At 70.8% G+C, this 14,780-nt stretch carries 8 protein-coding genes; 2 read left to right on the plus strand and 6 right to left on the minus strand.

Going from position 1 to position 14,780, the window contains the following annotated elements; all coding sequences use genetic code 11:
• From HD593_RS06055 to HD593_RS06065, 3 genes are all read right to left on the minus strand, one after another.
• Nucleotides 1-1,326, minus strand: a complete 1,326-nt coding sequence (locus tag HD593_RS06055) for a maltokinase N-terminal cap-like domain-containing protein (RefSeq protein WP_185101159.1) — start codon at nt 1,324-1,326, stop codon at nt 1-3.
• A gap of 3 nt (nt 1,327-1,329) precedes the next feature.
• Nucleotides 1,330-3,030 carry a maltose alpha-D-glucosyltransferase gene (gene treS, locus HD593_RS06060; RefSeq protein WP_185101160.1) on the minus strand — a complete coding sequence of 567 codons (1,701 nt, stop codon included), beginning with the start codon at nt 3,028-3,030 and terminating at the stop codon, nt 1,330-1,332.
• Nucleotides 3,031-3,101: 71 nt separating this feature from the next.
• Complete coding sequence (locus HD593_RS06065; RefSeq protein WP_185101161.1) at nt 3,102-5,183, minus strand: alpha-1,4-glucan--maltose-1-phosphate maltosyltransferase; 2,082 nt, start codon at nt 5,181-5,183, stop codon at nt 3,102-3,104.
• 243 nt (nt 5,184-5,426) lie between these two features.
• On the opposite strand from HD593_RS06065, the gene glgP reads away from it, so the two are divergent.
• Nucleotides 5,427-8,009, plus strand: coding sequence for an alpha-glucan family phosphorylase (gene glgP, locus HD593_RS06070; RefSeq protein ID WP_185101162.1), 2,583 nt, complete (start codon nt 5,427-5,429; stop codon nt 8,007-8,009).
• Between the two features lie 180 nt (nt 8,010-8,189).
• Nucleotides 8,190-9,086 carry a MurR/RpiR family transcriptional regulator gene (locus HD593_RS06075; protein ID WP_185101163.1) on the plus strand — a complete coding sequence of 299 codons (897 nt, stop codon included), beginning with the start codon at nt 8,190-8,192 and terminating at the stop codon, nt 9,084-9,086.
• Here the strand turns inward: HD593_RS06075 and HD593_RS06080 are convergent.
• The 3 genes from HD593_RS06080 to HD593_RS06090 form a co-directional block, all read right to left on the minus strand.
• Nucleotides 9,049-10,962, minus strand: coding sequence for an N-acetylmuramoyl-L-alanine amidase (locus HD593_RS06080; protein WP_185101164.1), 1,914 nt, complete (start codon nt 10,960-10,962; stop codon nt 9,049-9,051). The genes HD593_RS06075 and HD593_RS06080 overlap by 38 nt on opposite strands.
• Before the next feature lie 102 nt (nt 10,963-11,064).
• Nucleotides 11,065-12,855: an ABC transporter ATP-binding protein gene (locus tag HD593_RS06085; RefSeq protein ID WP_185101165.1), complete on the minus strand. Its 1,791-nt coding sequence runs from the start codon at nt 12,853-12,855 to the stop codon at nt 11,065-11,067.
• Nucleotides 12,852-14,684, minus strand: a complete 1,833-nt coding sequence (locus HD593_RS06090; protein WP_185101167.1) for an ABC transporter transmembrane domain-containing protein — start codon at nt 14,682-14,684, stop codon at nt 12,852-12,854. Before HD593_RS06090 ends, HD593_RS06085 begins: the two co-directional genes overlap by 4 nt.
• Between the last annotated feature and the right edge of the window lie 96 nt (nt 14,685-14,780).

Below are 14,780 nucleotides of genomic sequence, written 5' to 3' on the forward strand. Positions count from 1 at the left end.
CTAGCGAGGCCGGAAGGCGGCGAGCGGGATCGGGATCCAGGAGGGCCGGTTGCGGGCCTCGTACACGACCTCGTAGACCGCCTTCGACAGCTCGAACGCCCGCAGCAGCGCCGCGTCCGCCGGGGAGATGACGCCGCCGCCCTCGGTGTAGCCGTCGAGGAAGGCGGCCCGGTTGCGGTCGGCCCACTCCTGGGCCCTGGGCTCCAGCTCCTCGGCCTGGGCATGGCCGGCCAGCAGGTGCCTGGCCGCGTAGTCGAACGAGCGCAGCATGCCCGCCACGTCCCGCAGCGGCGAGTACAGCGCCCGCCGTTCGGCCAGCGGCTGGCCCGGCTCGCCCTCGAAGTCGAGGATGACCCAGTCGGTCGGCGTGCGCATCACCTGCCCGAGGTGGTAGTCGCCGTGAACGCGTTGCACAGGCACCTCGCTGGTGAGCAGCTCTACCTGGTGGTAGGCGGCCTCGATGGCGCTCACATGCTCGCGCAGCTCGGGCACCTCGGCCACGGCCCGCCCCAGCCGGCGCCTGAAACCCTCGGCCATGCGTTTGACCTCGTGGATCTCCACGATGCTCGTGGGGAAGGCGGCGGCCAGCTCGTGGTGCACGCGGGCGGTGGCGCTGCCCAGCCGTACCGCCTCGGCGGCGAAGTCGCCGCCCGCCTCGGCCGCCGGCAGCTCGGGCAGCGACGCGTACAGGTCGCGGACGCTGGCCAGCGCGAGGTCCCAGCCGTCGTTGGCGGGGGTCAGGAACTCCTGCATGATGGCCAGCGTCGTGTTGGTGCCGTCGAGGTCGGTCTCGATCCACCCGTACGGCTGCGCGATGTGCGGCGCGTTCCTGCCGGCCAGCGCGGTGATGATCTCCAGCTCGGGGTTCACCCCGGGGATGAGCCGGCGGAAGAGCTTGCAGATGTAGGAGTCCCCGTACACCAGCGAGGTGTTCGACTGCTCGGCCCCGAGTACGAGGCTGCGCGGGGTGGTGTCGATGGTGACGCCGGGCACGTGCCGCATGCGCAGGCCGCTGCGGGTCTCGTCGCGGGCCATGCCGTCGAGCAGCCAGCCCGTGCGCTCGCTGTCGTGCAGGGCGTCGTAGAGGTAGCCGTCGCCGATGGTGCCGACGAGGGCGTGGGTGAGGCGGTCGGGCAGCTCGTCCCGCTCGCCCAGCAGGACCTGGTACCGGTCCCGCGAGCCCTCCTGCCAGACGGCGACGATCAGGTGCCTCAGCCCGGGTGTCAGCTCGACGTCCGAATCGATCGACAACTCGTCGATCGGGCGCCCCTTGCCGCCGAACCAACGTTGGCGGCTGATCCATGCGGCAAGGAGCTCGTCAAGCACGGCTTACTCCTCCTGGGTGATGGCCGGCGGGAGTGTGAACCAATAGAACCCATGCCCGGGAAGCGTCAAAAGATACGGAAGTTCGCCAATTGCCGGAAATGGTACGCCTCCCATGGTTTCCACGGGGGAGACGCCGACGAACCTGCGCAGGTCGAGCTCGACCGGTTGCGGGAATCGTGACAGGTTGTTCACGCAGAGCATCCGGTCGTCGCCCAGCTCCCTGACGAAGGCGAGCACGCTGGGGTTGGAGGAGTTCAGCTCCGCGTAGCCGCCCAGCCCGAAGACCGGGTGCCGCTTGCGGATCTCGATCATGCGCCGCGTCCAGTGCAGCAGCGAGCCGGCGTTCTTCTGCTGGGCCTCGACGTTGATGGCCTGGTAGCCGTAGATCGGGTCCATGATCACCGGCAGGTAGAGGCGGCCGGGGTCGCAGTCGGAGAAGCCGGCGTTGCGGTCGGGGTCCCACTGCATGGGGGTGCGCACGCCGTCGCGGTCGCCGAGCCAGATGTTGTCGCCCATGCCGATCTCGTCGCCGTAGTAGAGCACGGGGGAGCCGGGCAGCGACAGGAGCAGGGCGGTGAACAGCTCGATCTGGTTGCGGTCGTTCTCCAGCAGGGGCGCCAGGCGGCGGCGGATGCCGACGTTGGCCCGCATGCGGGGGTCCTTGGCGTACTCGGTGTACATGTAGTCGCGTTCCTCGTCCGTGACCATCTCGAGCGTCAGCTCGTCGTGGTTGCGCAGGAAGATGCCCCACTGGCAGTGCTCGGGGATCTTGGGCGTCTGGGCGAGGATCTCGGAGATGGGGTAGCGCGACTCCCTGCGCACGGCCATGAAGATGCGCGGCATCAGCGGGAAGTGGAAGGCCATGTGGCACTCGTCGCCGCCGCCGACCGGGTCGCCGAAGTACTCCACGACGTCCGAGGGCCACTGGTTCGCCTCGGCCAGCAGCACCCGGTCGGGGAAGAGGCGGTCCACCTCGGCCCTGGTCCGCTTGAGGTACTCGTGCGTCTTCGGCAGGTTCTCGCAGTTGGTGCCCTCCTCCTCGAAGAGGTACGGCACCGCGTCCAGCCGGAACCCGTCGATGCCGAGGTCCAGCCAGAACCGCAGCACCTCCAGCATCGCCTCCTGGACGTCCGGGTTCTCGTAGTTGAGGTCGGGCTGGTGGTGGAAGAAGCGGTGCCAGTAGTACTGGCCGCGCACGGGGTCGTAGGTCCAGTTGGACGTCTCGGTGTCGATGAAGATGATCCGGGCGTCCTGGTACTTCTCATCGGTGTCCGACCACACGTAGAAGTCGCCGAACGGGCCCTCGGGGTCGTGCCGGGAGGCCTGGAACCACGGGTGCGCGTCGCTGGTGTGGTTCATGACGAGGTCGGCGATGACGCGCATGCCCCGCTTGTGCGCCTCGTCGACCAGCTTCACGAAGTCTCCGAGGTCGCCGAACTCGGGGAGGATCTTCATGAAGTCCGCGATGTCGTAGCCGCCGTCACGCAGCGGCGACTCGTACAGCGGGAGCAGCCAGAGGCAGTCGACGCCCAGCCACTGCAGGTAGTCGAGCTTGCTGATGAGCCCCCTGACGTCGCCTGTCCCGTCGCCGTTGGAGTCGGCGAAGCCCCGGATCAGGACCTCGTAGAAAACCGCGCGCTTGTACCAGTAGGGGTCGCGCGGCTTTTCCTCGTCAAAGGTGTTGGGAATGGGTGTTGAGCTCATGAGTCGCCCCGCAGGAGGCTCATGAGGGAGGCGCTAACACACAATTGAAGACTCCCCGCTGAATTCAGTTTCTACCGTGGCGCGGCTCGTACGGTGAGAATGTGGGCAGGCTGGATGTGAGGGTCGAGGCGCACGTAGTTGCTCTGCCGCCAGCGGTACGACTCGCCCGACAGCTCGTCGTCGACGACGAACTCGGCGTTCCAGTCGAGGCCGAGGGCGGGCAGGTCAAGGTCGACCGTCGCCTCGTGGGTGTGGTGCGGATCAAGGTTGATGACCGCCAGAACGACGTCGCCCAGCCCGTGCCTTCGTGTGGCCGTGTCATAGGCGCCCGGGAGTCGTTTGGAGAAGCAGACGATGTCCGCCTGGTCGACCCTGTGGAACCGTAGATTACGCAATTCCTGGAGCGCCGGATGCGCTCTTCGGAACAAATTCAGGTGCGTGATGAAGGGAGCCAGGCTCCGTCCCTCACGTTCAGCCGCAGCCCAGTCGCGCGGTTTGTATTGATATTTCTCGCTATCGAGGTATTCCTCGCTACCCGGGCGTACCGGGACATTTTCCCCGAGTTCATACCCCGAATAGACGCCCCAGGTGGGCGAGGCGAGCGCCGCCAGGACGGCCCTGATCTTGAACGCGGGCACGCCGCCGTGCTGCAGGAACTCGTGCAGGATGTCCGGCGTGTTCACGAACAGGTTCGGCCGCAGATAGCAGGAGGTCTCGTGGGCGAGCTCGGTCAGATAGGTCTCCACATCGTATTTGGAGTTCTTCCAGGTGTAATACGTATATGACTGGTGGAAGCCGGTCTTGGCCAGCGCGCGCATCATCGCCGGCCGGGTGAACGCCTCCGACAGGAAGATCACGTCGGGGTCGGTGCGGTGGATGTCGGCCAGCATCCGCTCCCAGAAGGCCACCGGCTTGGTGTGCGGGTTGTCCACCCTGAAGATGCGCACCCCGTGGTCCATCCAGTGCCGCAGCACCCGCCTGACCTCGGTGTAGACGCCCTCCGGGTCCTTGTCGAAGTTGACCGGGTAGATGTCCTGATACTTCTTCGGCGGGTTCTCCGCGTACGCGATCGACCCGTCCGCCCTGACCGTGAACCACTCGGGGTGCTCCTTGACCCACGGGTGGTCGGGGGAGCACTGCAGGGCGAAGTCCAGGGCGATCTCCATGCCGAGCTCCCTGGCCCGGCCGACGAACTCGTCGAAGTCCTCGATCGTGCCGAGGTCGGGGTGGACCGCGTCGTGGCCGCCGTCCTCGGAGCCGATCGCCCACGGCGAGCCGGGCTCGTCGGGCTCGGGGCTGAGCGTGTTGTTGCGGCCCTTGCGGTACGTGGTGCCGATCGGGTGGATGGGCGGCAGGTAGACGACGTCGAAGCCCATCTTGGCGATGGCGGGCAGCCGCTTCGCCGCTGTCTGGAAATTTCCGGACTTGGAGATGCCGAGCTCGTTGACCACCGCGCCTTCCGAGCGGGGGAAGAACTCGTACCAGGAGCCGTAGAGCGCCCTGCGCCGGTCCACCCTGACCTTGTGGGACTTCGACCTGGTCACCAGCTCCCGGAACGGGTGCGCGTCCAGCAGCGCCGCCGTCTCGGGGAGCTGGGCGATCGAGAGCCTGGCCCGGGGGTCGAGGTCCTGGTCGCGCAGGGTGGCGGAGATCGACAGCAGCGCGGCGCGGTGGCCGCAGGCGCTGTCGCCGTTGCCGTTCTGCTTGCGCGTGCCGTTCTGCCTGGGCGCGTCGCTCGCGCCGTTGGGGCAGTCGGCGGCGCGCACGGCCTTGGCGGCGCGCTCGAACAGCCGCGCGCCCTCCTCGCACATGAGATCGACGTCCATGCCGCGCGGGATCTTGATCTCGGCGTCATGCAGCCAGGTGCTGATCGGGTCGCTCCACGCCTCCACGCGGAACAGCCAGTCGCCCTCGGCGGGCAGGCTCACGTCCACGCCCCACCGGTCGGTGCCGGGGGCGAGCTCGCGCATGGGTTTCAGGCGGCCTCGCCTGCCGTCGGGAGTGGTGAGCACCACGCCCGCGGCCACGGCGTCGTGGCCCTCTCTGAAAACGGTCGCCGAGACCTGGAAGGTCTCGCCGGCGACCGCCTTGGCGGGCCATTGCCCGCAGTCGACGACGGGGGAGATGTCCGTGATGGGAATTCGTCCGATCATCGCATTCGAGAGTTTGCGGCGGCACTCCCGGTGCCGCCGGAGGCTTCCCTGGCAGGATCGATCCTTGCATGTAAATTGTGGACAGCAGCGGATAGACCTCCCGTCGGTGTGTACGGGAGAGCCCAACAACCTGGAAAGTTGCCCCAATAGTCCCTCTTCATGCTTGTTCCCGGAAGGGGTTTGAACGGCCTTCATGAGGGTGAAGGACTCAGAGGTCCCTCCTAGCCCGTAGGGTGCAGAAACGTGAGAGCTATCCGCCGGTTTACCGTCCGCACCGTCCTACCCGCGGAGCTGGCCGCCCTCGGCGAGCTCGTCCACAATCTCCGGTGGTCCTGGCACCCGGAGACGATGGACCTCTTCGCGGAGGTGGACGCCGCCCTGTGGGAACAGGTCGGGCACGATCCCGTCGCGCTGCTCGGCGCCGTCACGCCGGCCAGGCTGAGCGAGCTGGCGGCCGACCGCCGCTTCCTGCGCCGCCTCGCCGACGCCGCCGACGACCTGCGCGAGTACATGACGTCCGCGCGGTGGTACCAGACGCTGCCCGAGGGCGCGCGGGCCATCGCGTACTTCTCCCCCGAGTACGGCATCGCCGCCGCGCTGCCGCAGTACTCCGGAGGTCTCGGCATCCTGGCGGGAGACCACCTCAAGGCGGCCAGCGACCTGGGCGTGCCGATCCTCGCGGTCGGACTGCTCTACCGCCACGGCTACTTCACCCAGTCGTTGTCGCCAGAGGGCTGGCAGCTCGAGCACTACCCGTCGCTCGACGCGGGCGGCCTGCCGCTGAGCCTGCTCAAGGACGTAGAGGGCACGCCCGTCAAGATCCGCCTGGCCCTGCCCGACGACCGGGTGCTGCACGCGCAGGTGTGGGTGGCGCAGGTCGGGCGGGTCCCGCTGCTGCTGCTCGACTCCGACGTGGCCGACAACGACACCGCCGCGCGCGACATCACCGACCGCCTCTACGGCGGCGGCACCGACCACCGGCTCATGCAGGAGCTGCTGCTCGGCGTCGGCGGCGTGCGCGCGATCAGGGCCTACTGCAAGATCACCGGCCATGCCGAGCCCGAGGTCTTCCACACCAACGAGGGCCACGCCGGCTTCCTCGGCCTGGAGCGCATCCGCGAGCTGACCGAGGCCCGCATGACGTTCGACGAGGCGCTGGAGGCGGTGCGCGCGGGCACGGTGTTCACCACGCACACGCCCGTCCCCGCCGGCATCGACCGGTTCCCCGTCGACATGATCGCGCGGCACTTCGGCGGCGCCAACGCCTGGCCGACGGTGCCGGTGGAGCGCATCCTCGCGCTGGGCGCCGAATCCGACCCCGGGCGGTTCAACATGGCCGTCATGGGCATGCGGCTGGCCCAGCGGGTCAACGGGGTGTCCCAGCTGCACGGCGAGGTCAGCCGGGAGATGTTCAAGAATCTTTGGCCGGGATTCGACCTCGACGAGGTGCCGATCGGCTCGATCACCAACGGCGTGCACGCGCCCACCTGGGTTGGCAGGGAGCTCATGGAGCTCGCCGGGCGCGAGGTGCCCTCCCTGCTGGAGCGGGCCCGCGGCTGGGACGCCATCCAGAAGATCTCCGACGCCGACATCTGGGAGATCCGCGGCGTGCTGCGCGGGCGGCTCGTCGAGGGGGCCAGGGCGCGGCTGCGCAGGTCGTGGCGCGAGCGCGGGGCCTCCGACGCCGAGCTGGGCTGGATCGACGACGCGCTCGACCCGGGGGTGCTGACGATCGGGTTCGCCCGGCGGGTGCCGTCGTACAAGCGGCTCACGCTCATGCTGCGCGACCCCGAACGGCTCACCGAGCTGCTGCTCGACCCCGACAAGCCCGTGCAGATCGTCATCGCGGGCAAGGCCCACCCCGCCGACGAGGGCGGCAAGAAGCTCATCCAGCAGATCGTCAAGTTCGCCGACCGCACCGACGTGCGGCACCGGATCGTCTTCCTGCCCGACTACGACATGACGCTCGGCCAGCTCATGGTCCAGGGCTGCGACGTGTGGCTGAACAACCCGCTGCGCCCCCTGGAGGCGTCCGGCACGTCCGGCATGAAGTCCGCGCTGAACGGCGGTCTCAACCTGTCGATCCGCGACGGCTGGTGGGACGAGTGGTACGACGGCACCAACGGCTGGGCCATCCCCACCGCCGACGGGGTGAGCGACCCCGACCGGCGCGACGAGCTGGAGGCCGCCGCCCTGTACGACCTGATCGAGCACGAGGTGTCCGACCGGTTCTACGACCGGGCGCTCGACGGCCTGCCGCGGCGCTGGATGGAGATGGTCAAGCACACGCTGACCTCACTCGGGCCGAAGTTGCTGGCCGGCCGCATGCTGCGCGACTACGTCGTCGGCCTGTACAACCCGGCCGCCGCCGCGGCCCGCGCCCTGAGCGCCGACGCCTACTCTCCCGCCAAGGCGTTCGCCGCCTGGCGCGTGCGGGTCACCAGGGCCTGGCCCGGGGTGCGGGTGGAGCATGTGGAGGCCGCGGGCGTGGGCGACACCCCCGAGGTCGGCGCCGCCATCGAGCTGCACGCCACGATCGCGCTCGGCGACCTGGAGCCGGACGACGTGCTGGTGGAGGCCGCGCACGGCAAGGTGGGCCCGCACGACGAGCTCGTCCACCCCTCGTACACGAAGCTGATCGTGCGCTCGGTGGACGACGACGGCCGCGCCCACTACACCGGCGCGGTCCCGCTCGACCGCACGGGCGCCTTCGGCTACACGGTCCGCGTGGTCCCGTCCCACCCGCTGCTCGCCACCCCGGCCGAGCTGGGCCTGATCGCCGTCCCCGAGGAGCCGGCGGGCATGACGAACGGCACGCTGCGCTGAGCGACGGTCACGACCGTACGGCGTGAGCGGATGCGTGGGTTACGGCGAGCGCGGCGGGTCTCCGACACGCATGACGGCGGCGGCCCGTGGGGGTTCACACATGGCTTGTGAGGGTTTTGACAGGTCGTGGTGGAAAAATGGCCGCGCTCGCGTTTCGGATTATGGCGGCATAATCGGTCCGTGGACGACAGTGGGAACGGCGTGCGCGCCGACACTCTTGTGGCCACGGTCCGCGGTGTGCTGCCGTCCCTGACGCCTGCCGCCCAGACCGTCGCCCGCCTCATCCTGGAGGACCCCGCGACGGTGGCCAGGAGCACCATCACGGAGCTCTCCGCCGCCTCGGGCACCAGCGAGGCCACGATCGTACGCACAGCGAGGCTGCTCGGCTTCGCCGGATATCCACAGCTCAGGCTGGCGCTGGCGGCGGCGGCCGCGCAGCCCGACCGGCTCGTGCCGGGCGACCTGGCCCCCGACGACCCCCTGTCGGAGGTCATCCAGAAGGTGGCGCGGGCCGAGTCGGAGGCGATCAACGACACCGTCGCCCAGCTCACCTCCGAGCGGCTCGGCCTGGTCGTGGACGCCATCGTCGGCGCCAGGCGGATCGACGCCTTCGGGGTCGGCGCCTCCGGCCTGGTGGCCGAGGACGTCGCGCAGAAGCTGCTGCGCATCGGCCTGTCCAGCCACGCCTTCCAGGACGCCCACCTGGCGCTGACCAGCGCGGTGCTGCTGCGCAAGGGCGACGTCGCCATCGGCATCAGCACCTCGGGCGAGACCCCCGACGTGATCGAGCCGCTGAGCCGGGCCAAGGAGGCGGGGGCCACCACGGTCGCCATCACGAACAACCCGCGTTCGTCCATCGCGGAGCTGGCCGAGCACGTGCTGATCTCGGCCGGGCGCGAGACGGAGTTCCGTCCCGGCGCCCTGGCCAGCCGGATCAGCCAGCTCCTCGTGGTCGACTGCGTGTTCGTCGGCGTCGCCCAGCGCACGTTCGACTCCTCTCAGGAGGCGCTGGCGAGCACCAGGCGCGCCGTCAAGGAGTTCACCCGGAGAACGTCACCTGCACGTCGTCAGCCTTGACGAACATCACGCGGTGCCCGAACTGGATCTCCAGGTACTTCGTCCTGCCCCGGACCACCTGGTGGTCCTCCAGATTGAACGTGACCGCGCGGTAGTACTCCGTGGCGGCCGGGCCCGCGAGCGTGTACTTCTCTCCGGCGGAGAACGTGTACTGCAGCGGCGTCACCGCCTGGTACGGGATGCCCTCCGGGTACGCCTCCTGCTCGGGGTACGCCCTGCCGTACACCGGGACGGTCGCCTTGCCCGGCTTCGGCGTGACCACCAGCCCCATGGACGGCACCGCGGTCGGCGCGGCGGCCGGGTTGTGGAACCAGGCCTTCTGGCCGAGGTACCAGATGGCCGTCCAGTCGCCCTGCCGGTCGGCCACGGCGTAGCGCTGGCCGGTGCTGGCCCGGGCGCTGTGGTCGTAGACGCTGTAGAGGGAGTCGCCGGTCGGGTGCTTGCCGATGTCCTTGACCAGCGGCGCGTCCGCGCGGGGCTCGGTACGCAGCCAGACGGTGCCGGCGGGCAGCGGCGGGCAGGCGGCCTCGGGGTTCTTGCGGTCGCAGCCGTAGAAGTAGGGCTTGTTCGTGGCGAAGTCCGGCTTGATCATGACCGAGCCCGCGCGGGGGCCGCCGAAGGCGTGCAGAGGGGCGCCCATGAGCTGGAAGTAGTGCGCCCAGTCCCAGAACGGCCCCGGGTCCTCGTGCATGCCGCGCACGGTCGTCGGCAGGGTGCCGGGGACGTTGTCGTGGCCCAGGATGTGGGCGCGGTCCAGCGGCACGGCGTGCTTGAGCGCCAGGTAGCGGACCAGGCGGGCGCTCGACCGGTACATCGCCTCGGTGTACCAGGTCCCGCCCTCGGCGAGGAAGCCCTCGTGTTCGAGGCCGATGGACTTGGCGTTGACGTACCAGTTGCCGGCCTGCCAGCCGACGTCCTTGGTCTTGATGTGCTGGGCGATGTGGCCGTCGGACGAGCGGATGGAGTAGTGCCAGCTCGCGCCGTAGTTCGGGTCCTGGTTGAGGCGGATGGACGGGAGGAAATATCCCTCCATGTCGTGGATGATGATGTAGTCGACCTTCTGGCTGAACGGGCGGTTCGCCAGGTCGTAGTGGCCGTAGTCGTTGTCCGGCAGCTCCTGGTAGGCGGCCGGGATCCACTCGCAGGAGATCGAGGCGGGGCACTCCACGCCGTCGGGGCGTGACGGGCGCAGGCCGAGCTTCTCCAGCCACTTCTCGATCTTCTCCAGGCCGGGCACGGCCGGGAGCGCGATCCGCTCGCCGTCGTCGGTGGTCCGGGTGACGCCCTGCTCGATCACCGAGAACACCTCGTCGGCGAAGAACCTGGCCGCCCCGGCCTCCTCGGCGCCCGAATAGCGGGCGACGGCGCCGTACCACTCGCCGGGGTCGTCGCTGAGCGGCGCGCCGAGCGCCTTCTGGTAGTCGGCCAGCAGCGCCGCGCCGCCGCGGATGTTGGCGGCGTCGTCGGTGCGCAGCTTCTCGTGGCTCTCACCGGTCAGCGCGGCGGCCCGCTCCATGGTGCGCAGCGAGGCGGGCACGTCGGCCGGCGCCGGCTGCTCGACGGGCGCGGGCAGCGGGCGGCTCTCGTCGCCGCGGGCGTCCTCGGTGCCCTCGTGGTGGTGGTTGCCGGAGGTGAACGCGGCGGCGTCGGTCAGGTGCATGGGCCCGAAGCCGGCGTCGCTGGAGGGCTGCCCGGCGTGGGCGTCCCAGCGGGACTCCAGGTAGGAGACGCCGAGCAGCACGCTCTGCGGCACCTGGAACTCCTCGGCGGCCGCGGCGAACGCCTGCTGCCGGTCGGCGGGCTCCTGGGCGTGAGCGGCGCTGATACTGCTTAACGGGAGTACGGCGACCAGGGAGATCGCCAGTAGTCTGCGCATGGGCACTCCTCGGGACTGGGGGGCGCGTCGTGCAGTTCAGCGTCTCAACATTTTCCTTCGCAGGCGAGATCTTTGCGAAGATATTTTTCAGCCTTTGAGGTCCTAACGGCCGCCGTGCCAGGAGTGCCAGAGCGCCGCGTACGCCCCGCCGGCCGCGACCAGCTCGTCATGCGTCCCCAGCTCCGTGAGCCGCCCGTCCCGCATCACCGCCACCCGGTCCGCGTCGTGCGCGGTCTGCAGCCGGTGGGCGATGGCGATGACCGTACGGCCCCTGAGCACGGCGGCCAGCGCGCGCTCGGTGTGCCGGGCCGTACGCGGGTCCAGCAGCGCGGTCGCCTCGTCGAGGATCAGCGTGTGCGGGTCGGCCAGCACCACGCGGGCCAGCGCCAGTTGCTGGGCCTGGGCGCCGTCCGGGCGGTGGGCGCCGTGGCCCAGGTCGGTGTCCAGGCCGTCGGGGAGGTCGCCGGCCCAGTCCGCGCCCACCGCAGCCAGGGCCGCGCGCAGCTCGGCGTCCGTGGCGGAGGGGGCGGCGATGCGCAGGTTGTCGCGTACGGTGCCGAGGAAGACGTGGTGCTCCTGGGTGACGAGAACGACGCGCTCGCGGAGCTGGGCCGGGTCGAGGCCGGCCACGGGGACGCCGCCGACCGTGACGGAGCCCGCCCTGGGCACGTCCATGCCCGCCAGCAGCCTGCCCAGCGTGGTCTTGCCCGCGCCGGAGGGGCCGACGATAGCCAGCCGCTCGCCTGGGCGTACCCGCAGATCGACCCCGTGCAGGACGTCGGGGCCCCCGTCGTAGGCGAAGCGCACGCCGGAGACCTCGATGCGGTCGTCGGCCGGCACGGGGGAGACCTCGGCGGCCCGTGAGGCCGGGGCCGGCCCCTCCACGCGGGCGAACGAGGCGGTGCTGCTCTGCAGGCGCTCCAGCTGCTCCAGGATGGTGTTGAGCGGCGCGGAGAGCTGGGTCAGGTACAGGGCCGCCGCCACCACCGTGCCCAGCGTCACGGCACTCGGCTCCCGCATCAGCAGCGCCCCGCCGAGCAGCAGGACGGCGGTGACCGGCAGCACGTGCGAGACGTCCACCACCGGGAACAGCACGCTGCGCAGGAACAACGTCCTGAGCCGGGTGCGGCGGCACTCCTCGATCGCGCCCTGGCACGCGTCGATGCGCCGGCGCTCCAGGCGGAGCGCCTCCATCGTCCGGGCGCCGCCGGTGGTCGAGGCCAGCTCCTCCGCGAGCGCCGAGTTCGCGGACCCCTCATCCAGGTACGCCGTCACCGCCCTGCGCAGGTACCACCGGGAGGCGAACCAGATGCCCACCAGCCCGAGCAGCCCGCACGCGCCCAGCCGCAGGTCCAGCACGAAGACGGCGGCCACCACGAACAGCGCCCGCACGGCGGCGATCGCCACGTCCGGCCCCGCGTCACGCAACATGGCCCCGACGGAGGCGACGTCCGTGGTGCCCCGGGTGGTCAGATCACCCGTCCCGGCCCGCTCGACCGCCGACGACGGCAACGCCAGCGCCCGCTCGGTGAACTGCTCCCTGATCCGGGCCAGCGTGCGCTCCCCGAAGCGGTGGCCGACATAGCTCGCGTACCGGGACAGGAGGAGCTGGGCCACGGCGCACACCAGGATGGCCAGCGCCAGCCGGTCCACGGTGGTCAGGCTCGCGCCGGCCTTGACCTCGTCGATGATGCGGCCCAGCAGCCACGGCGCGGCCAGACCGGCGGCCGCGGCCAGGGCGTTGAGGGCGAGCATGCCCGCGAAGGCGCGCCCGTCCAGGCGGATCAGGCGCAGCGCGGCCCGCCGGGTCTGCTTGGGCTCGGCGACGGGCAGCTTGCCGGGGGTGTCGCCGGGGTGGGCGGCGGCGGGCGGGTGAGGGGTGGCGGCGCTCATCTCACCCGCTCCTCTGTAGCAACGCCGCCACCGCATCTTCGGCCGCCGTCGCCGCCTGCTTCGCCGTCTGAGCTTGTGCCGGCGTCCGTTCCATCACCGTCGTCGTCCGTGCCACGGGAGACCAGCGCGTGGTAGCCGGGGTGGTCGCGCAGCAGGTCGTGGTGGGAGCCCGAGGCTGCCACCACGCCGTCCACCAGGTAGTGCACGAGGTCCGCGCGATCCAGGACGAGCGGTGAGGTGGTGGCGACGGCCGTGGTGCGGCCGGCGCGGGCCGCGCGCAGCCGTCCCGCCACCGTGGCCTCCGTGTGCGCGTCCAGGGCCGAGGTGGGCTCGGCGGCCAGGAGGATCTCAGGGTCGGCCAGCAGCGCACGGGCCAGCCGCAACCGCTGCCGCTGCCCGCCCGACAGGTTGCGGCCCTGGGCGGCGATGATGGAGCCGAGCCCGTCCGGCAGCGCCTGCACGATGTCGTCCGCCATGGCCGCATGGATCGCCCGCGCCATGTCCTCCTCCAGCGAGCGCGTGCGGCCCGCAGCGGTCTCGTCCGGCGTGTCCAGGCGGCCCGCGACGACCGAGCGCAGGGTGCCCGCGAACAGGTCCGCCTCGTTGTCGGCCACCAGGATGCGCTCCCGCAGCCGCGCCGGATCGATGTCGCGCAGCCGCACCCCGCCCCAGGTGGCCTCCGACGGGGCGAACCCGCCCAGCCGGTCCAGCACCGCGACCGGTTCCGACGGCCGGGCGCTGACCAGCGCGGTCAGCCGGCCGGGCACGATCTCGACGCCGGACGCCGGATCACGCAGTGAGGCGGGCGAAGCCGGAGGGGCCAGGCCGCCGCCGGGCGTGTCGGGTTTCAGGGTCAGGAAGTGCACGACCCTGCGGGCGGCGACCAGGCCGCGGCCGATGTCGTAGCCGCCCTCGACGAAGAACGCGACGGGCACCACGAGTACGGCGGCATACCCGTACACCGCCACAAGCTCCCCGATCGTGATCTCCCCCTGCACGGCCATCCGCGCCGCCAGCCACGTCACCGCGCCCAGGAACAGCGTGGGCAGCCCCACCCCCAGGGCATGGATCCAGCTCGTCACCGCCCCGACCCGGTACCCCTGCTCCCGCAGCTGCTGGGAGCCGTGCCGGTAGCGGGCGGCGTAGACGTCCTTGCCGCCGATGCCGTTCAGCACCCGCAGCCCGCTCGCGATGTCGGCGAACCTGGCGGCGAGCTCGCCCTGCCGTACGCGGTAGGCCGTCTCCGCACCGCGCAGCCGTCCCAGCAGCGGCCCGAGCAGGACGACGAGCAGCGGCACGCCCAGCAGCACCACGGCGGCCAGCAGAGGGGAGACGGTCAGCAGCAGCCCGGCCACGACGATGTAGGCCAGCACCGCGCCGACGCCAGGGCCGGTGACGGTGAGGGTGCTGCTCATCATGGCGGCGTCGCCGAACCCGATGGTGACCACCTCCCCGGTCGTCACCTTGCGCGGCAGCGCCGCACCCAGGCGCGTCGCCTGCAGGGCCACCACCTGGACGGATCGGAACGCGGCGTCCATGCGCACCCGGGTCATCGTCCGGTGGCGCATGATGGCCAGCCAGGCGTTCAGCAGGCCGATGCCGAACACGGCGGCGGTCCACCCGGCCAGCACGGGCCAGCGCCCCTTGGCCAGGCCGTCGTCGATGGCGCGGGACAGGAAGTACGGCGGCAGCGTCAGGCAGACCATCCACGCGGTGCCCAGGCAGGCGCCCGCCAGGACCCGGCCGCGCTGCTGCATGACGAGCCACCACAGGTACCGTCCGGCGCTGCGGCAGTCAGGGGTGCCCGGATTCATCGTCCGATCCGCCATGCCTTGCACCCTATTGAGCGCAGAGTCCGGATCTGGCGGGAGGGGGCGCGTGCGATCACGGCACGAGGACGACCGCGCCCATGGTCCGCCGCAACG

The sequence above is a fragment of the Nonomuraea rubra genome (genome assembly GCF_014207985.1).
In the GTDB taxonomy this organism is placed as follows: Bacteria; Actinomycetota; Actinomycetes; order Streptosporangiales; family Streptosporangiaceae; genus Nonomuraea; species Nonomuraea rubra.

What these genes read in the sequence shown, in the direction of transcription:
- treS (WP_185101160.1), bottom strand. Translation starts at nt 3,030, where the DNA reads ATGAGCTCAACACCCATTCCCAACACCTTTGACGAGGAAAAGCCGCGC.
- HD593_RS06065 (WP_185101161.1), bottom strand. Translation starts at nt 5,183, where the DNA reads ATGATCGGACGAATTCCCATCACGGACATCTCCCCCGTCGTCGACTGC.
- HD593_RS06080 (WP_185101164.1), bottom strand. Translation starts at nt 10,962, where the DNA reads ATGCGCAGACTACTGGCGATCTCCCTGGTCGCCGTACTCCCGTTAAGC.
- HD593_RS06085 (WP_185101165.1), bottom strand. Translation starts at nt 12,855, where the DNA reads ATGAGCGCCGCCACCCCTCACCCGCCCGCCGCCGCCCACCCCGGCGAC.
- HD593_RS06090 (WP_185101167.1), bottom strand. Translation starts at nt 14,684, where the DNA reads ATGGCGGATCGGACGATGAATCCGGGCACCCCTGACTGCCGCAGCGCC.